At 68.6% G+C, this 19,393-nt stretch carries 14 protein-coding genes; 11 read left to right on the top strand and 3 right to left on the bottom strand.

All coding sequences use genetic code 11. The features are described 5' to 3' along the window. The first annotated feature begins 66 nt into the window (after nucleotides 1-66). From rimP to ACIBH2_RS09000, 7 genes are all read left to right on the top strand, one after another. Nucleotides 67-678, top strand: a complete 612-nt coding sequence (gene rimP / locus ACIBH2_RS09030) for a ribosome maturation factor RimP (protein WP_397115056.1) — start codon at nucleotides 67-69, stop codon at nucleotides 676-678. After that, complete coding sequence (nusA, locus tag ACIBH2_RS09025) at nucleotides 675-1,703, top strand: transcription termination factor NusA (RefSeq protein WP_397115054.1); 1,029 nt, start codon at nucleotides 675-677, stop codon at nucleotides 1,701-1,703. Before rimP ends, nusA begins: the two co-directional genes overlap by 4 nt. A gap of 108 nt (nucleotides 1,704-1,811) precedes the next feature. Further along, entirely contained in the window at nucleotides 1,812-2,207 is a 396-nt protein-coding gene (locus ACIBH2_RS09020) for a YlxR family protein (RefSeq protein ID WP_397116918.1), read from the top strand. Nucleotides 2,208-2,322: 115 nt separating this feature from the next. Next, a complete protein-coding gene (infB, locus tag ACIBH2_RS09015) occupies nucleotides 2,323-5,361 on the top strand; it encodes a translation initiation factor IF-2 (protein ID WP_397115052.1) in 3,039 nt (1,012 codons plus the stop codon). Between the two features lie 110 nt (nucleotides 5,362-5,471). Further along, nucleotides 5,472-5,762, top strand: a complete 291-nt coding sequence (locus tag ACIBH2_RS09010; RefSeq protein ID WP_397116916.1) for a DUF503 domain-containing protein — start codon at nucleotides 5,472-5,474, stop codon at nucleotides 5,760-5,762. Nucleotides 5,763-5,786: 24 nt separating this feature from the next. Further along, nucleotides 5,787-6,236, top strand: a complete 450-nt coding sequence (rbfA, locus tag ACIBH2_RS09005; protein WP_397115050.1) for a 30S ribosome-binding factor RbfA — start codon at nucleotides 5,787-5,789, stop codon at nucleotides 6,234-6,236. Nucleotides 6,237-6,314: 78 nt separating this feature from the next. Then, a complete protein-coding gene (locus tag ACIBH2_RS09000) occupies nucleotides 6,315-7,301 on the top strand; it encodes a bifunctional oligoribonuclease/PAP phosphatase NrnA (protein ID WP_397115048.1) in 987 nt (328 codons plus the stop codon). 21 nt (nucleotides 7,302-7,322) lie between these two features. Here the strand turns inward: ACIBH2_RS09000 and ACIBH2_RS08995 are convergent, their stop codons facing one another. Continuing rightward, on the bottom strand, nucleotides 7,323-7,811 hold the full coding sequence (locus ACIBH2_RS08995) for a hypothetical protein (RefSeq protein ID WP_397115046.1): 489 nt from the start codon (nucleotides 7,809-7,811) through the stop codon (nucleotides 7,323-7,325). Between the two features lie 215 nt (nucleotides 7,812-8,026). Here ACIBH2_RS08995 and car point away from each other — a divergent pair, with 215 nt between their 5' ends. Together car and ACIBH2_RS08985 are read left to right on the top strand one after the other, a co-directional pair. Then, a complete protein-coding gene (gene car / locus ACIBH2_RS08990) occupies nucleotides 8,027-11,485 on the top strand; it encodes a carboxylic acid reductase (RefSeq protein ID WP_397115045.1) in 3,459 nt (1,152 codons plus the stop codon). Between the two features lie 37 nt (nucleotides 11,486-11,522). Then, nucleotides 11,523-12,968: an MATE family efflux transporter gene (locus tag ACIBH2_RS08985; protein WP_397115044.1), complete on the top strand. Its 1,446-nt coding sequence runs from the start codon at nucleotides 11,523-11,525 to the stop codon at nucleotides 12,966-12,968. 7 nt (nucleotides 12,969-12,975) lie between these two features. Here ACIBH2_RS08985 and ACIBH2_RS08980 read toward each other — a convergent pair whose 3' ends face one another. Then, a complete protein-coding gene (locus ACIBH2_RS08980; protein WP_397115043.1) occupies nucleotides 12,976-14,103 on the bottom strand; it encodes a Rieske 2Fe-2S domain-containing protein in 1,128 nt (375 codons plus the stop codon). 160 nt (nucleotides 14,104-14,263) lie between these two features. Then, the gene (gene grpE, locus ACIBH2_RS08975; protein ID WP_397115042.1) at nucleotides 14,264-14,947 is read right to left on the bottom strand and encodes a nucleotide exchange factor GrpE; all 684 of its coding nucleotides are present in this window, start codon (nucleotides 14,945-14,947) and stop codon (nucleotides 14,264-14,266) included. Between the two features lie 50 nt (nucleotides 14,948-14,997). Between grpE and ACIBH2_RS08970 the strand changes: the two genes are divergently transcribed. Both ACIBH2_RS08970 and ACIBH2_RS08965 read left to right on the top strand, forming a co-directional pair. Beyond that, nucleotides 14,998-16,677 carry an Hsp70 family protein gene (locus ACIBH2_RS08970; protein ID WP_397115041.1) on the top strand — a complete coding sequence of 560 codons (1,680 nt, stop codon included), beginning with the start codon at nucleotides 14,998-15,000 and terminating at the stop codon, nucleotides 16,675-16,677. A gap of 10 nt (nucleotides 16,678-16,687) precedes the next feature. Then, entirely contained in the window at nucleotides 16,688-19,321 is a 2,634-nt protein-coding gene (locus ACIBH2_RS08965; RefSeq protein ID WP_397115039.1) for a hypothetical protein, read from the top strand. The last annotated feature ends 72 nt before the right edge of the window (nucleotides 19,322-19,393 follow it).

Raw genomic sequence — 19,393 nt, 5'->3', positions numbered from 1 at the left:
AACCCGCACGACCAGTACCGATATCGACAACTCAACCCGTCACAACTGAACCAGGAGCCGCCCCACATGCCGATGCCGACCGAGGAAAGGGTGAGCCAGCTAGTTGCTGAGCTCGTAGAACGCCGGGGATTCGACCTCGAAGGCGTCGCGATCGCGGCCGCGGGCACCGAGCATGCCAAGGTGAAGGTGATCGTCGACAGCGACGGACCCGCCGACCTGGATGCCGTGGCCGACCTGAGTTCGGATATCTCGGCCGCCCTCGACGAGGCCGGAGATTTCGGTGAGACGCCGTATCTCCTGGAGGTCACCACCCCCGGTATCGACCGACCGCTCACCGCGCTGCGCCACTGGAAGCGCGCCCAGGGCCGGAAAGTCAAGATCGCGCTGCGCCCCGGCGCCGAATCACCGGAGGGCAAACAGAAATTCGAGGCCCGCGTCGGCGCCAGCACCGACACCGACGTGGCGCTGGTGCTCGGCGGCAAGCACAAACCGCACCGCGTGACGGTGTCGCTGGCCGATATCGAGAGCGCGGTCGTACAGGTGGAGTTCAATCCACCGGGCGCGGCGGAACTCGAGCTAGCGGGGGGAGTGGCACCGGGACGCCCCCGACCCGGTGCCCGGGAGGAATCCGAAGAAGAAGTAGCAGCAGTTTCGTCGACCGAAGGGATCGTGGAATGAACATCGAAATCGAAGCCCTGCGCGCGATTGTCGCGGACAAGGGGATCTCGATGGAGACCGTGATCTCCGCGATCGAGTCCGCGCTGCTCACCGCGTACCGGCACACCGAGGGCCACCAGCCCAACGCCCGTATCGACATCAACCCCAAGACCGGCGTCGTGCGCGTGATGGCGCGCGAACTCGACGCCGACGGCAATGTCATCTCCGAATGGGACGACACCCCCGAGGGCTTCGGCCGCATCGCCGCCACCACCGCCCGCCAGGTCGTGCTACAGCGGTTGCGTGATGCCGAGAACGAGAAGTCCTTCGGCGAGTTCTCGACCCACGAGGGCGATATCGTCGGCGGCGTCGTGCAGCGCGACGCCCGCATGAACGCCCGCGGCACCGTGGTGGTGCGGATCGGCTCCGAGGCGCACGGCACCGAGGGGCTCATCCCGCCCGCCGAACAGGTGCCGGGCGAGACCTACGAGCACGGCGACCGCATCAAGTGCTACGTGGTCGGCGTCTCCCGCGGCCCGCGCGGCCCGCAGATCACCCTCTCGCGCACGCACCCGAACCTGGTGCGCCGCCTGTTCGCCCTCGAGGTGCCCGAGATCGCCGACGGTTCGGTCGAGATCGTGGCCGTGGCCCGCGAGGCCGGACACCGCTCCAAGATCGCGGTGCGCTCGACCGTGCAGGGCGTCAACGCCAAGGGCGCGTGCATCGGCCCGATGGGTCAGCGCGTGCGCAATGTGATGAGCGAGCTGGCGGGCGAGAAGATCGACATCATCGACTACGCCGAGGACCCGGCCGCCTTCGTCGGGAATGCGCTGTCGCCGTCGAAGGTTGTCTCTGTGACGATCGTCGACCCCGACGCCCGCGCTGCCCGCGTGGTGGTGCCGGACTTCCAGCTCTCCCTCGCCATCGGCAAGGAAGGGCAGAACGCGCGGCTGGCGGCTCGTCTCACCGGTTGGCGCATCGATATTCGCAGCGATGCCGCACCCGACGTGGCGAGCGGCACACGCAGTGAGGCACACCGCGGCTGATCGGGTCGCGAAAACCGTTCGACCAGCGAGTAATTCATCGAACAGCCCCGCCGATCCGTAACGGACCGGCGGGTATGTCCGCGCAAAACAGACCCCTCGGATGACATGTTGGTAACTTCCGAGGGGGACGGATGCGGAGATCGGGACACCACGGAGGTAGAGTTGACGCAGGCTCAGCGCGAGTCTTCGACTGCTTTGCGCTCCGGGCGTGTGGAAGATCAACGATCCGCACCCGTTCGGACGTGCATCGGATGTCGAAAACGCGAGCTGGCCGTCGATCTGTTGCGGATTGTGGCGCAGAAGGCTGATGAAGTGCAGCCCGCTGCGGTCGTTCCCGATCCGCGGCGCAGACTTCCCGGTCGGGGTGCCTGGCTGCACCCCCTTTCGGCTTGTCTGAGCGCGGCAGTTCGACGCCGAGCATTCGGCAGAGCACTACGAGTGTCCGGAAATCTGGATATCTCAGCCCTGGAGCATTACGTAGAGAACAGGCACGAGCACTCATGAGCACACCGTGAAGTCCCAGCGATGATCGGCCATCGGAAATAATCTGAGGTCGTGCGGGCCCCCATCACCTAACGACGGATGGGATGCCACGCTCGACCTCTCAGTGAGGAGAGCAGTGGCAGGCAAGGCCCGCGTGCACGAGTTGGCGAAAGAACTCGGTGTCACGAGCAAGGAACTACTCGCAACGCTCAAGGAGCAGGGCGAGTTCGTGAAGTCGGCGTCCTCGACGGTGGAAGCACCCGTCGCACGCCGTCTGCGCGAGTCGTTCGCGTCGAAGAGCGCCCCCGCGAACGGCAACGCCAAGGGTTCCGCGAAGCCCACCCCCGGTCAGGGACCGCGTCCGTCCGCCAAACCGGCCACCCCGGCCGCCGGTGGACCGCGCCCCGGCCCCCGTCCCGCCCCGGCTCCGGCCGCGTCGGCGACCCCCGCGCCCAGCAAGCCCGCGGCTCCGGCCGCGGCGGAGCAGTCGGCCCCGGCCGTCCGCACCGAATCCGCTGGCGTGAAGCCCGGCCCGGCCGTCAAGCCCGGTCCGGCCCCCAAGCCCGAAACGCGTGAGACCCCGGCGGCACCCGCCGCCGCGGCCAGCGCTACCCCCTCGGCACCGGCTCCGGCCGGTCCGCGCCCGACCCCGGGTGCGGCCAAGCCGAATCAGCCGGGCCCGCGTCCCGGCGGCCAGCAGCAGGCGGGCACTCCGTCCGCCCCGCGTCCGGCCGGTCCGAAGCCGGGGCCCAAGACCCCGCGCGTCGGCAACAACCCGTTCTCCTCGGCCCCCGAGCGGCCCGCGCCGCGTCCGGCCCCCGGCCAGGGCGGTCCCCGCCCGGGTCCGCAGGGTGGACCGCGTCCGGGCCAGGGTGGTCCGCGTCCGGGCCAGGGCGGTCCCCGTCCGGCTCCCGGCCAGGGTGGACCCCGTCCGCCCGCCGGTCAGGGCGGCGGCGCCCGTCCGGGTGGTCCGCGTCCCAGCCCCGGTTCGATGCCCCCGCGGCCGAACCCGGGTGCCATGCCCCAGCGCGCGCAGCGTCCCGGCCCCGCCGGTGGCGGTGCGGGTCGTCCCGGTCGCCCGGGTGGCGGCCCCGGTGGCGGCGGCCGTCCGGCCGGTGCCGGTGGGCCGTACCGCGGTGGCGGCGGCGGTGGCGGCACGGGTGCTCCCGGTGCCGGTGCCGGTGCGGGCGCTCCCGGTGGTTTCCGTGGTCGTCCCGGTGGCGGCGGTCGTCCCGGTGGTCCGGGTGGACGTGGCGGCGCGGCCGGTGCGTTCGGTCGTCCCGGTGGCGCTCCGCGTCGTGGCCGTAAGTCGAAGCGGGCCAAACGCGCCGAGTACGAGTCGATGCAGGCGCCGATCGCCGGTGGCGTGCGGCTGCCTCGTGGCAACGGCGAGATCATCCGTCTCGCTCGCGGCGCGTCGCTGTCGGACTTCGCGGAGAAGATCAACGCCAACCCGGCCTCGCTGGTCCAGGCGCTGTTCAACCTCGGCGAGATGGTCACCGCGACCCAGTCGGTGAGCGAGGAGACCCTCGTGCTGCTGGGCCAGGAGATGGACTACGTCGTGCACGTGGTCTCCCCGGAGGACGAGGACCGCGAGCTCCTGGAGAGCTTCGACCTCACCTACGGCGAGGACGAGGGCGACGAGGAGGACCTGCAGGTCCGTCCGCCGGTGGTGACCGTCATGGGTCACGTCGACCACGGTAAGACCCGACTGCTGGACACCATCCGCAAGGCCAACGTCCGCGAGGGCGAGGCCGGTGGCATCACCCAGCACATCGGCGCCTACCAGGTGCTGACCCACGTCAACGAGGTCGACCGACTCATCACCTTCATCGACACCCCCGGTCACGAGGCGTTCACCGCCATGCGTGCCCGTGGTGCGAAGGCCACCGACATCGCGATCCTCGTGGTCGCGGCCGACGACGGCGTCATGCCGCAGACGGTGGAGGCCATCAACCACGCGCAGGCCGCGGACGTGCCGATCGTGGTGGCGGTCAACAAGATCGACAAGGAAGGCGCGAATCCGCAGAAGATTCGCCAGCAGCTGACCGAATACGGTCTGGTCGCCGAGGAGTACGGCGGCGAGACCATGTTCGTCGACATCTCGGCCAAGCAGGGCACCAATATCGAGTCGTTGCTGGAAGCGGTCGTGCTGACCGCCGACGCCACCCTCGATCTGCGGGCGAACCCGGATATGGACGCCCAGGGTGTGGCCATCGAGGCGCATCTCGACCGCGGCCGCGGTCCGGTCGCCACGGTGCTGGTGCAGCGCGGCACGCTGCGCGTCGGTGACTCCATCGTCGCCGGTGACGCCTACGGTCGCGTGCGCCGCATGGTGGACGAGCACGGCGATGACGTCAGCGAGGCGCTGCCGTCGCGTCCGGTCCAGGTCATCGGCTTCACGTCGGTGCCGGGTGCCGGTGACAACCTGCTCGTCGTCGAGGAGGACCGCATCGCTCGACAGATCGCGGACCGTCGCAACGCTCGCAAGCGCAACGCCCTGGCCGCGCGCAGCCGCAAGCGGATCTCCCTGGAAGATCTGGATGCCGCTCTGAAGGAGACCTCGGAGCTGAACCTGATCCTCAAGGGCGACAACTCCGGTACCGTCGAGGCCCTCGAAGAGGCGCTGCTCGGTATCGAGGTGGGCGACGAGGTGCGGCTGCGGGTCATCGACCGCGGTGTCGGTGGCGTCACCGAGACCAACGTCAACCTGGCCTCGGCCTCGGACGCGATCATCATCGCGTTCAATGTGCGCGCCGACGGCAAGGCGACCGCGCTGGCCAACCGCGAGGGTGTCGACATTCGGTACTACTCGGTCATCTACCAGGCGATCGACGAGATCGAGAAGGCCCTCAAGGGCATGCTCAAGCCGATCTACGAAGAGGTCGAGCTGGGTCGGGCGGAGATCCGCCAGATCTTCCGCTCCTCCAAGTTCGGCAATATCGCCGGTTGCATGGTGCTGTCGGGTTCGGTCAAGCGCAATGCCAAGGCGCGTTTGATCCGCGACAACGTCGTGATCGCCGAGACCATGACGATCTCGTCGCTGCGCCGTGAGAAGGATGACGCGCAGGAGGTCCGCGAAGGGTTCGAGTGCGGTATGACCGTCACCTTCAACGACATCAAGGATGGCGACATCATCGAGGCTTACGAGCTGCGGGAAAAGCCGCGCGACTGAGCTAGGTAGTACACGATCCCGCCGGGCCCTCGGGTCCGGCGGGGTTGTGCCCCCTCCCTTTCCGGGTAACTTGCGCGCATTTCCCGGGGCGCGGTCATATGACTGAAAAGCTGTTTTTCGGAGCGCTCGAATTCGATATCTTGCTCGGTGATGTGCATTCACTGAAAGAGAAGCGCTCTATCATCCGCCCGATTCTCGCCGATCTCAAGCGCTTCGGCGTGAGTGTCACCGAAGGCGGGGAACACGACAGATACCGGCGTTCTTTGCTCGGCGTGGCCATGGCCAGCTATGGCATGGCCCACCTGACCGAAGTGTTGGACAAGTGTGAACGCCACGTCGCGCACCGTCCGGAGTTAGAGTTGCTGGCGGTACGCCGCCGCGTCTTCGGACCCGAAGACTGAAAGACGAGTTAGGAGGGACGTCCCATGGTGGATCAGGCCAGGGCACGCCGACTCGCGAAGCGGATCTCCTCGATCGTGGCAACCGCCATCGAGTACGAGATCAAGGATCCGCGGCTGCGTTTCGTCACCGTCACCGATACCAAGGTGACCGGTGATCTGAGGGAGGCCACCGTCTACTACACGGTGCGCGGCGAAACCCTCGATGTGGAACCGGATTACGCCGAAGCGGCGGCCGGACTGGAGAAGGCCAAGGGCATTCTGCGCTCCAAGGTGGGCGCGGGTACCGGCGTGAAGTTCACGCCCACCCTCGCCTTCAAGGTCGATGTGGTGCCCGATGTGGCACGCGAGATGGAGGAGCTGCTCGCCCGGGCGCGTGCGGCCGATGCCGAGGTGGCGCAGGTCGCGGCGAGCGCGAAGCACGCCGGTGAGGCCGACCCGTACAAGTCCGACCGCGACGACGACGCCGAAGACTGAGCGGCAGGCGGCGTGGACCGGCAGAATCCGGGGTAACAACCGGATCGGTCCGCGCCGTACGCGGGTAAGGGAGACACAGTGGGCGAGGTTGACCTAGCCGCAGCCGTCAAAGTGCTCGAGACCGCTCAGTCGGTGACGGTGCTCTGCCATGTGCAGCCGGATGCCGACACCATCGGCAGTGGGTTGGCCTTGGCGCAGGTCTTGCGGCGACGCGGGGTCCCCGTGTGTGTGTCCTTCGCCGAACCGGCCGAGATCCCGGTGTCGATGCGCTCGCTACCCGGTATCGAACTGGTCGTCCCCGCCGATCGAGTGCCCGCCGAAGTCGACGTCCTGGTGGCCGTCGACTGTGGCAGCGCCGGACGCCTGGGTTCGCTGCGCGACCGCCTCGACGGCGCGCGGGTGAGCCTGGTCCTCGACCACCACCGTTCCAACACCCGCTTCGGCACCGTGAACGTCATCGACGAATCCGCCGAATCCACCGCGGGTCTGCTCGCCCGAGTCCTCGACGCCTGGGGCGAGCCCATCGACCGCCCCATCGCCCACTGCCTCTTCGCCGGTCTGGTGACCGACACCGGTTCCTTCAAATGGACCCGCCCCGGCTCCCACACCCTCGCCGAACGCCTCCTCGCCACCGGCATAGACGGCGCCGCCATCACCCGCACCCTGATGGACACCCACCCCTTCGGCTTCCTCACCATGCTCTCCCGAGTCCTGGCCACCGCCCGCCTGAACCCCACCGCCGCCGCGGGCGCGGGCCTGGTCTACGCCTTCGTCCGCCGCGACGACACCATAGGCGTCCGCTCCGAAGAGGTCGAAAGCGTCATCGACGTGGTCCGCACCACCGCCGAAGCCGAAATAGCCTGCGTCTTCAAAGAATCCCGCGCCACCACCAACCTCTGGACAGTCTCCCTCCGCTCCCGAGCCCACCCCGACGGCACCCCCGGCGTAGACGTAGCAGCCATAGCTGCCGCCCTCGGCGGCGGCGGCCACCGCTACGCCGCTGGCTACACCACAGCGGGCACCCCGGACGAACTGGTCACGGCCCTGCTCGCCGAATTGGGCTGAGCGACAACGGGTCCACGTGCCTCACCGGGACCCGAACCAAGCCGGAGTCCACATACCGATTCTCCGCAGTTCCAGCGCGGTGCTGTCCGACTGGACCAGGCAGAGCAACCGCCTCCCGAGTAGCGCTGCGCGCCAAGCGCGTTCGGCGACCAGCTCCAACATGATGTGCGCGTCGTCGCGTTGATGTGCGGCGAACACGTCGAATCCGGTGAAGACGAGGGCGAATCCGCTCGCGCGCGACCAGACCTCGGCGAGCGCTTCATCGAAGCTCTCGCCCAGGCAATGCCACTGGTCGTGGCAAATGTGGCCGAGGGCGGAGCCGAGATCGCGGAACATGTGCGAGGTTATGAGCCACGAGGCGTCCACTTCGAGGATCTCGTAGCCGTGGCGACGCAGCCAGTCGACGGTGTCGCCCAGCAGAGATCGACTGTGTACCAGGCGAACCGGGCTGAGCATCAGTAGCTGGAAGTCGAGCCTGTCGACATCCGTCTCGCGATCGAAGGCCTGCACGGGACGCAGTATTCCAGTGGGTACGCGGGGGAGGCCGAAGGGGTCAGGTTCGAGGGGTGCGGGGTGTGGCGGATCAGTCGTGCGAGGGGGTTGACAGGTGGGTGGGGGAGGCGGAACCTGAAATAGTTGCGCAAGCTAAGTTAATCTTGCGTTGGTAGCGGACCGCAGGGTGGATTCTCGCTGGTTGGCGAGATGGTGCAGGGAGGTTGGTCGACGTGGGTGGATCGTGGGGTTCTGGGCGTGAACGGCGGATCGCGGGGGCGTTGGCCGATGGGCAGGTGCGGGCGGCGCTGGTCGATGATGGGGTGAAGGCGGCTTCGGGGCGGGCGGGGTTGCGGTTGGCGGAGATTGTCGATGTGGTGATGCGGGGGTATGCGGAGCGGCCCGCGGTGGCGTGGCGCAGGGTCGAGGTGGGGGCGGGCGGGGCGCGGCTGCTGCCGGAGTTCGAGACGCTGAGCTATGGGGAAGTGTGGGGGCGCGCGGGGGCTGTGGCGGCGGAGTGGGGTGGGGGCGCTGATCCGGTGCGGGTGGGGGATTTCGTGTGCACGCTGGGGTTTTCGAGTCCGGATTACGCGGTGTTGGATTTGGCGTCCATTCGGGCCGGTGCGGTGATGGTGCCGTTGCAGTCCAGTGCCGCTGTGGCGCAGTGGGTGTCGATTATCGGTGAGACGCGGCCGCGGGTGTTCGCGGTGGCCGCCGAGATGCTGGAGGCGGCGGTCGACGCGGTACTGGGCGGATTCGTGCCGCCTCGGCTCGTGGTCTTCGACTATCTGCCCGAGGTGGATTCGCATCGGGAAGCCATGGCGGCGGCGCGGCGGCGGTTGGCGGAGGCCGGGTGCACGATCGGTGTGGACACCTTCGCCGAGGTGCTCGCGCGCGGAGCGGAACTCGATGCGCCGCTGCATGTTCCGGACAGCGACGATCGGCTCGCGCTGTTGGTGTACACCTCCGGCAGCACGGGCGCGCCCAAGGGGGCCATGTACACCGATCGGCTAGTGTCGGCTATGTGGTTGTCCCCGCTGAACATTCGGGTTCCGGCGATCACGATGAACTACATGCCGCTCAGCCACGTCGCGGGGCGGCTGACGCTCTACGGCACACTGACCCGAGGCGGCACGGCCTATTTCGCCGGGGCCAGCGATATGTCCACCCTGTTCGAGGACATCGCACTGGTGCGGCCGACCGAACTGGTCTTCGTGCCCCGCGTGTGCGAGATGCTGTTCCAGCGGCATCAGGGCGAGGTCGATCGCCGGGTGCTCGCGGGCGAGGATCCGAACGCCGCCGCGGACGCGGTGAAAGCTGAACTGCGGGAACATGTTCTGGGTGGCCGCTACCTCACCGCGCTCTCGGCCAGCGCCCCGCTGGCGGCGGAGATGAAGACCTTCATGGAGGCGCTGCTCGAGGACGAACTGCACGACGGCTACGGCTCCACCGAGGCCGGTGGCGGCGTCCTCATGGACAACCAGATCCGGCGGCCACCGGTGCTCGACTACAAACTGGTCGATGTCCCCGAACTGGGCTACTTCGGCACCGACAAGCCGTATCCGCGTGGCGAACTGCTGCTCAAGACCGAGACCATGTTCCCCGGGTACTACAAGCGCCCCGAGATCACGGCGGAGATGTTCGACGCCGACGGTTTCTATCGCACCGGCGATGTGGTGGCCGAACTCGGCCCGGACCAGCTGGTGTACGTGGACCGCCGCAACAATGTGCTGAAACTGTCGCAGGGCGAATTCGTCACCGTCGCGAAGCTGGAGGCGGTGTATTCGACGAGTCCGCTGATCCGGCAGATCTTCGTCTACGGGTCCAGCGAGCGGGCCTACCTGCTGGCCGTGGTCGTGCCCACCGAAGACGCCCTCGGCCAGCCGGATACGCGATTGCGCGCCGCACTGGGAGAGTCGTTGCAGCGCATCGCGAAGGACGCGGAGCTGCAACCCTACGAGATCCCGCGCGACTTCCTGATCGAGAGCGAACCGTTCACGATCGAGAACGGCCTGCTGTCGGGCATCGGAAAACTGTTGCGGCCCAAGCTGAAGGACAAGTACGGCGAGCGGCTCGAACAGCTCTACGTCGATATCGACCGACAGCGCGACGACGAACTGTTGGAGCTGCGGCGCGGCGCGGCCGACCGGCCCGTCCTGGAGACGGTGAGCCGCGCGGCGGGTGCGGTACTCGGCTGTGCCGCCACGGAACTGCGCCCCGACGCCCATTTCGCGGATCTCGGCGGCGATTCCCTGTCGGCGCTGTCGTTCTCGACCCTGCTGCGGGAGATCTTCACTGTCGAGGTGCCGGTGGGCGTCATCGTCGGCCCGGCCACCGACCTGGCGCGGCTGGCCGAATTCATCACGGCCGAAAAGGACTCCGGCGGCCAACGCCCGACGGCGGCCTCGGTGCACGCCGACCCGAGGGCGATCCATGCCGCCGAGCTGACCCTGGAGACCTTCCTCGACACCGCCACCCTGACCGAGGCCGCGAATCTCCCACTCGCCCCGCAGCCGCCCCGCACGGTCCTGCTGACCGGAGCCAACGGCTACCTCGGCCGCTTCCTCGCCCTGGAATGGCTACGCCGACTGGATGATTCGAGCGGCACGCTCATCTGCCTGATCCGCGGCCACGACGCCGACGCCGTCCGCCGCCGCCTGGATTCGGCCTTCGACACCGGCGATCCCGGCTTGGCCGCGCACTACCGCGATCTCGCCGCCCGCCGCCTGCGCGTGCTCCCCGGCGATATCGGCGAACCGAATCTCGGCCTGAGCGAACGAGACTGGCGTGAACTGGCGGAGTCCGTCGACCTGATCGTGCACCCCGCCGCCCTCGTCAATCACGTCCTGCCCTACGCACAACTGTTCGGCCCCAATGTGGTCGGCACCGCCGAGATCATTCGCCTCGCCCTCACCGCGCGCCTGAAGCCGGTGACCTACCTGTCCACGGTCGCGGTGGCCGCCGGAATCGACCCCGAAACCTTCAGCGAGGACGGCGATATCCGGGAGATCAGCCCCACCCGCCCGCTCGACGACAGCTACGCCAATGGCTACAGCAACAGCAAGTGGGCGGGAGAAGTGCTGCTGCGCAACGCCTCCGACCGCTTCGGGCTGCCGGTGGCGGTATTCCGCTCCGATATGATCCTGGCGCACAGCGACTACGCCGGACAGCTCAACCTGCCCGACATGTTCACCCGGCTGCTGCTCAGCCTGCTCACCACCGGTATCGCACCGGCCTCGTTCTACACCGGCGAGCGCGCCCACTACGACGGCCTGCCCGCCGATTTCACCGCGACGGCCATCACCGCCCTCGGAGCGGCGGTCACCTCCGGCTTCGAGACCTACGACGTGCTCAACCCGCACGACGACGGCATCTCCCTGGACACCTTCGTGGACTGGCTCATCGAGGCCGGAGAGCCTCTCGAACGCATCGCCGACTACGACGACTGGCTCGCCCGCTTCGACACCGCCCTGCGCGCACTGCCCGAACGGCAGCGGCAGCACTCCATCCTGCCGCTGCTGCACGCCTTCCGCCGACCCGCCCCGGCAATCCCCGGTGCGGCCCTGCCCGCCAAGCGGTTCCGCGCTGCGGTCCAACAGGCGCACCTCGGCCCCGACGGCGACATCCCGCACCTGACACCGGAATTGATCGGCAAGTACGTCAGCGACCTGCGACTGCTCGGGCTGCTGTAGCGCGCGGAACCGCGCCACGACCGACATACACCGGTCCATGTCACACCCGTATGCCATCGTGATCAACGTGCGCGATGGTGACGGGGTTGCGGAGGAGAACGGCGAGCCGACCGGTTCGGACACGGTGACGGCGGTGGCGGCCGAACGCGGCGCGGCGGCGGCCAATGCCGGACCGCGCCGCATCCTCGGCATCGCGGTCCCGACCCTCGGCGTCCTGATCGCCGAACCGCTCTACCTGCTCTTCGATATGGCCGTCGTCGGCCGCCTGGGCGCACTCGCCCTGGCCGGACTCGCGGTCGGCGGACTGGTGCTGGCGCAGGTCTCGACCCAATTGACCTTCCTGAGCTACGGCACGACCGCGCGAGCCTCCCGCAGGCACGGCGCGGGCGACGAGCGCGGCGCGGTGGAGGAGGGCGTGCAGGCCAGCTGGATCGCCATCGGCGTGGGCGTCGCGATCGTCGCGCTGCTGCAAGCCTTCGCGGGCCCGGTCACCCGAGCCATCGCGGGCGGCGGCGATATCGCCGCCGAAGCACTGCCCTGGCTGCGCATCGCCCTGTTCGGCGTTCCGCTGATCCTGCTGTCCATGGCCGGGAACGGCTGGATGCGCGGCGTCCAGCAGACCCGACGTCCGCTGCTGTACGTCGTTGCCGGACTGGCTCTTTCGGCGATACTGTGCCCGATCCTGGTACACGGCCTACTCGGCGCGCCCCGCCTGGGCCTGGAAGGCTCGGCGGTCGCCAACCTCGTGGGCCAACTGGTATCCGGCGGCCTCTTCGTGCGGGCGCTGTTCCACTCGAAGGCCCCGCTCACCCCGCGGGTGTCGGTCATGAAGGCGCAACTGGTGCTGGGCCGCGACTTGATCGCCCGCAGCCTCGCCTTCCAAGCCTGTTTCGTCTCCGCCGCGGCGGTGGCGGCGCGCTTCGGCGCGGCCTCGGTGGCGGCCCATCAACTGGTGCTCCAGCTGTGGAACTTCCTCTCGCTCACCCTGGACTCACTCGCCATCGCGGCGCAGACCCTGGTCGGCGCGGCCCTCGGCGCGGGCAATGCCCGTGGCGCACAAGGCTTGGCGCGACGCATCACCGGATGGTCGACCATCTTCGCGGTGGTGCTGGCGCTGCTCTTCGCCGCCGGATACACCGTGATCCCGCAGCTGTTCACCGACGACCCCTCGGTGCTGGACCGCACGCACGTGGTGTGGTGGTTCTTCGTGGCCATCATCCCCATCGCGGGCGTGGTCTTCGCTCTCGACGGCGTGCTGCTCGGCGCGGGCGACGCCGCCTTCCTGCGCAATGCCACGCTCGGCTCCGCCATGCTCGGCTTCCTGCCCGTCATCTGGCTATCCCTGGTCTACGACTGGGGTATCGCCGGAATCTGGTCCGGGCTGGTGGCCTTCATGGTGCTGCGGCTCATCGCCGTATCGTGGCGGGCGCTCTCGGGGCGGTGGGCGCGTATCGGCGCGGAGATCCCGCGCCGAATCGCCTAGCCGACAACTACTTTCCGTTGCTCTCCGCGTTCCCGTTGGTCTCCGCCTTGGCCTCCGCCGCCTGCCGCGCGAGGTTCTCGGCCACCTCCTTCTGCCACGCCTCATTGGCATGGGTGGTGTCCACCTCGAATTCGAAGCGCTGCGTCATCTCCGGCGTGATGTCCGCGACGTCCACATAGAACTGCTCGTACCACCGCCGGTACTGGTACAGCGGCCCGTCCTCTTGAGTGAGCAGCGGATTGTCGATGCGCGTCTTGTGCTTCCAGATCTCGACGTCCTGTAGGAAGCCGACCCCGAAGCTCTTGGCGAACGCCTTGGCGAGCTTGGGCGCCTTCTCCGGCGGCACCCCCGGAATGCGCTGCACGCTCACACCCCACTGGAGCATGAACGAATCGTGCGTCACCGGGTAGTGGCAGTTGATCAACGCCACCTCCACGGTGTGCTCACCGAAGTCGTTGTGCAGGTAGTTGATCATGTAGGACGGCCCGAAATACGAAGCCTCCGAACGCAACAGCGAGTTCTCCACCGAATAGTTCGAGCTGGAGTGCACATCCGGGCGGCCCTTGGACTTCAGGTACTGGGTCGCCACATGCCCTTCGAACACATTCTTGAAGTAGATCGGGTACGCGAAGTGGATATAGAAGAAGTGCGCCATATCCACGTTGTTGTCCACGATCTCGCGGCAGTGCGCGCCCTCGATGAGCAGCGAGTTCCAGCTCCAGTCGCTCCACTCGTCGGTCTCGATGCCCTCGATGTGCGGGATGGCGACCTCCGGCGGCGGCGGATTGCCCTCCGGATCGTGCCAGACGAAGAACTGCCCGTTCTCCTCGCAGGTGATCCAGGACCGCGTGCGCGCCAGCGGCGGCACCCGCTTGGCATAGGGGATTCCGGCGCACTTCCCGTCGCCGCGCCACCGCCAATCGTGGAACGGGCAGGCGATGTCATCGCCCTTGACGCTGCCGTAGGACAGATCCGCGCCCATATGGCGGCAGTACCCGTCCAAACAGTGCAGTTCCCCGTGCGAATCGGCCCAGACCACCAGCTTCCCGCCGAACGCCTGGATGGAATGCGGCTTCCCGTCCCGGAAACTCTCCGCCAGTCCGAGGCAGTGCCAGCCGCGCGCGAACCGCGTCATCGGCTGTCCCACATCGATTGTCCGAACTTGATCTTGCGTCTTCACCGTCGTCCTCCACGGTTGATGAGCGGACGCAGGGTAATCGCGGCCACACGCCGATCATACGGAGAAACTAGAACGTGTGTCAGTTTTCGCGTGGAAAGAAGCGGTGCTTTTCGCGTCAGGACTGGGCGGCGGGTTTCGGCTTGGGTGCGCGATGGCGTCGGACCACCACTTTCGCCGGGCGTACCGAGCGCTCGCCGATCAGGAGTCCGGGGGTGACAACCGAGTCGACGGTGCGGTCCGCCTCGGGGTCGTCGGTCGCGCGCACATCGGCGGCCTCCATGGTCAGCGCGTCGAAGGCCGTACCCGGTGCGGGTTCCACCACGCGCCCGCCCCGCCCGGTGAGCAGCCGCTCCACCCGTGCCGCGAACGCCTCGAACGCCGCGCGCTCGGACTCCGACTGCGCCGTGGCGGCGAAGGAGCGCACATCGCCGTGCAGCCCGAACAACTCGACCACCAAGGGGACGTCCGCCCCGGCGCGCTCGCGCTGCGCCCGCGCCTTCGCCTCGTCGGCGAGCCGCTCGATGGTGTTGGCCTGGCGCGCGATCACGCGCGCGAGATCCTCCACCCGCTCCGCGAGCAGGGCGGTGAGATCGGGAGCGCTCGGCGCTTCCTGGGGCCTCGGAGTGGATACGTGGGGAGTGTTCGGCGGCGGCGCGTGCGGAGTGCTCGGCGTGGGTGTGGCGTGGGTGCTCAGCGGCGGCGCGGCGGATTCGGTTGCGGCCGTGCGCCCCTCGGTCTCGACGGCGTCCGGGCTGGCGACGCCGTCGGAATGCCCTGCGGCTGCTGCGGATTCGGTCACGACCAAACTGTATCCCCGCCGTCGTATTTCGGCTGCTACGATCGCCTGCCATGGGGGTCTACGGCATAGACCTGGGAACCACGAATTCCGCTATCGCGCGCATTGATACGGATGGTCGCCCAGAGGTTCTGGTTGGGTTGAATGGTGAGCCGACGGTCCCTTCGGTGGTGCTGTTCGCGTCCGCGCACGATCACGTGGTCGGCGAGGGGGCGCGGCGGCAGTCGCGACTGGATCCGGAGCATGTGTGCGCGCTGGTGAAACGGCGTATGGGCGATGCCGAGTGGCGGTTCATGGCGCACGGCCAGACCTGGTCCGCGCCCGCGGTCTCCTCCCTGATCCTCAAGAGCCTCGCGGCCGACGCGGAATTCGCCGGGGCCGACGCGGTGCAGCGGGTGGTCATCACCGTGCCCGCGTACTTCGGTGACGAGGAGCGGCGCGCCACCATTCAGGCCGGGACCTACGCGGGATTCGATGTGGCGGGCGTGCTGTCCGAGCCGATCGCCGCGGCGCTGTCCTATGGCTTCGGGCGGCTGGACGGCAGTATCGACATCGGCAAGGGCGGCGCGCGCGAAACCGTGCTCGTCTACGACCTCGGCGGCGGCACCTTCGACGCCACCGTCATCGAACTGGCCGACCGGCGCATCTCGGTGCTCGCGGTGGAGGGCGATCACCAGCTCGGCGGGGCCGACTGGGACGAGCGCATCGCGCTGCATCTGTCGCAGCAGTTCTGCGCGGCCAATCCGGACGCGGAGGACCCCCTCGACGATTCGGCCGGATCGCAGATGCTGGTGCTGGCGGCCGAGCGGGCCAAACACGAGCTCTCCGATGCCGAGAGCACCGAAGTCGTTGTCGCCCATGACGGAGCGCGCGCGGTGATCACGCTGACGCGCGCCGAGATGGAGGCCATGACCTCCTCGCTCATGCGCCGCACCATCGACCTCACCAAGGCGTGCCTGGCCGCCGCCGAACAGCGTGGCGTGCACCGCGTCGACCGGGTGCTGCTGGTGGGCGGATCCTCGCGCATGCCCATGGTGGCGCGGGAACTGCACGCCGAACTCGGACTCAGCGGCGAACTGCGCGACCCGGATCTGTCGGTGGCGCGCGGCGCGGCGCTCTACGGCGAGAAGCTGGAGATGGAGCGCCTGGTGATCGCCGATCTGGTGACGCGCGGGCGACTACGCGACGGCGCGGAACTGGTCGACGCCTCGCCGGGTGATCTGGAGCAGTCGGTCGCCCGGGTGGCGGCATCGTTCGGGCAGCCGGTGAGCCTGGTGCGGCGAATGCTGGAGATTCGCGTCGATACCGTGGTGTCGCGCGGATTCGGGGTACTTGCGCTGGATCCGTTCAACGGGCTGGCGGCGAGCTGGCTGGTGCACCGCAATCAGACGCTGCCCATCAAGGTGCGGCGCTCCTACGGCACCGTGCGCGCCGATCAGGACCAGATCGAGCTGACCATCGTCGAGCAGCAGGGGCAGGCCGCCTCCACCCGACCCGAGGATTCGAAGGTGTTGGTGGAGGGGCGGATGCACATTCCGCCGGGTTACGAGGCGGGCAGTGAGGTACGGGTGACCTTCGAAATGGGATTCGACGGGATCCTGCACGTCACCGCCTATCACGTGGACGCCAAGATTCCCCTGACGCTGTCGGTGCAGACCGGGGCGACGCTGTCGGCGGCGGATGTGGCGCGCGAGCTCGACCAGTTGCAGCGCACGCGGCGTCGGCCCGTCTAGGCGACAACCCATGCGCGCCTTCGAACCCAACGACTACCGCAAACGGGTGCTCGCCGCCGTGGAGCGCCGCGGCGGCATCGAGCACTCGGATGCGTTCGAGCTCTACGACATTCCCCTCGACGAGGCGGGCACGCTCACCGACGGTGAGGTGGAGGCGCGTATCCAGGAAGTGTGGGGGTTCTGGCAGAAGCAGCGCGATCACCCGAAATACCGTGTGCTGGTGGGTCTTCTGGTGGACGGCCACGATGAGCTGTCGCATCCGCTGCGGAGTTCGGCGTCGCGGCGGGTGGAGGCGGACCGGGTGCGGCAGCTACGGTCGCGCCGCGATGCCGAACGCTTCGAGATGCTCGACACCGCCATCGAACGGCTGGTGAACCGGCACGGTGGCATTCCGGCCGGGAAGATTCCCGGACTCGAGGATATCGGCAAGCTGAGCGGGCTCGACGCGGCCGATATCGCGGCGCGGCTGCGGCGGCACCGGATTATCGACGAAAGCCCTACCGCCACACCGGAACCCGCTCGCGGGGTGAGCGCGCAGCGGCGGCAGCAGATCCGGCAGCTGCTCGCGGAGTACGATCGGCTGCTGCCCGGCGAGCCGGTGCCGACCCTGCTGGCGCTGCTCGGATTGGAGTACTCCTCGGCACGGCAGGCGAGCGAGATCCATTTGCGCGCGGAGGCTTTGCGGGCGCGCACCCGCGAACTGCCGCCCGGGCGGGTGCGGGTGGTGCTCGACGAGCTGCTGGTGCATGTGCGCGAGCTGCTCGAACCCGGCGGGCAGGTGGTCGAGGACTACCTGAAGGCCATCGCCGAGGATGTCGCCGATCTGCTGCGCCCCCAGGTGCGGGCCGCGGTATTGGTGGAAGACCAACTGGTGGAAGCGGATTACCGCTACCTCGTCGGCGAGGCCATTACCGCCGGACTGGACTATTCGACGGCGCAGCAGGTGATCATCGGGCTCGCCACCGAACTGGGGTCGACCGTGGAGGGCGTGGACGCCTCCGGGGCGAGTGGTGGTGCCGCACACGGTGGTTCGTGGCAGGGGAGTGGTAGAGCCACGCAGGGCGGGGGCTACTCGAGCTCCGGGCATTCGGGTGCCGCGCACGGGTACTCGGGCTCCACGAGCGGCACCCACTCGGGTTCGGCGTCGGGAACCGGCCGCGCCGGGACATCGCATACGGGACCTTCGGGCTACCAGACCAGCTCGCACACCAGTCCTGCACGGGCACACCAGAATTCACGAGCCTGGGAGGAGCCGCTCAAGTCGGCCCGCGCCGCCCTGCGCTCCGGGCACCCCCGCGAGGCCGCCCGCCACGTCGAGAACGCCCGCCACTACGCCGCCTCCGATCCGGCGGGCACCACCTCGGTGCGCCCCGTCGCCGAAGAGGTCGAGCGCCTGCTCGCCGAAGCGGCCGTCCGCTGGCGCAGCGCCACCGCGGCCTGCGCCGCCAAACGCTATATCGAGGCCCTCGACCACCTGCAATTCCTGGAGCGCTCCGCCTCCGACGTCCCCAACCCCCAGTCGGGCGGCCCCGACCTGTCCCAACTCCTCGCCCAGGCCCGCTCCGCCATCGCAGAGGCCGACCGCCTGCTCGCCGCCGCCCCGGCCGGACCCCTAGACACCCGCCTGCGCGCCATGCGCGCCATCCTCGACCTGTGCGCCGACCACACCGGAGCTCGAGCCGCCCTCAACGCCGTACCCCTCGACCCACCCGGCCCCCTCACCGCCACCCGCAAACCCAACGGCACCGTCACCCTGACCTGGACCCCCTCGGCCACCTCCGGCGTCGAATACAAGGTCACTCGCCAAGGCCCCGACAACACCTGGCGAGTCGTAGGCCGCACCCGCACAACCGAACTCGAAGACGGCGGCGCACCCCCCGGCCCCCTGCCCGTCTACGCCGTGGTAGCCACCCTCTCCGGCCGCTCCTCCGAACAAACCCGCACCGACGTCCCACCTCCTCCCGCCAGCTCCCCCCGCAGCGACGCCACCACACCAGGCCACCATGCCGCGGCCCCCTCGAGTGCGGGTCGCATCGATATGACGCGCCCTGCGCGCGGCAGTCGCGCCAGCACGCCCGCGGCGACTCCCGCGACGTCCGCTGCCATCCCGCCCTCCACCGATCCCGAATCCACCGGTAGCGCGACCGGAAACGATATGGGTCGCACCGGGACTCAGGGCGGTGGCATAAACATGACCCGCCCTCCGCGCGGCAGTCACACCGCCACACCGTCTACGACTTCCCCCGTTGCCGCGCCGCCGACATATGCCACACCAGCCCCACCGCAAGCCGCGTCCACCTCGCCTGCCTCGGCGGGGAACGCCACCCCCAGTGGGATGCCGACGGTCGAAAACCTCGCTGCCACCGGCGGATTGCTGACCTTCGACTGGCCGCCCGGCATTACCGAGGTCATGGTGGTTGCCCGTACCGACTCGCCGCCGGTCGCTCCTGACGATCCGGATGCGCGGGCCTGGAAGGTCACCAATACCCGGTATCAGTTGGATGGTGGGGTTCGTATTCCAGCGGATATCTTCACGCCCTGTCATATCGCGGTCGCGTCGTGTCGGCGGGCTCCCAGTGGGATGCTGACCGTGGCGGAGGGGTTTGCTCCGGCGGCGCGTATGCGTTGGGAAGGGTTGGCCTAGGCGGTCGGAAATCGCTTCGGGGTGGCGATATTTGGCGTCTTGTGTTGAATTTCGACCGTTCAGGCCGACCGA

Source organism: Nocardia sp. NPDC050406, from assembly GCF_044459025.1.
GTDB lineage: Bacteria > Actinomycetota > Actinomycetes > Mycobacteriales > Mycobacteriaceae > Nocardia.
This window is presented reverse-complemented; position numbering and strand designations above follow the sequence as displayed.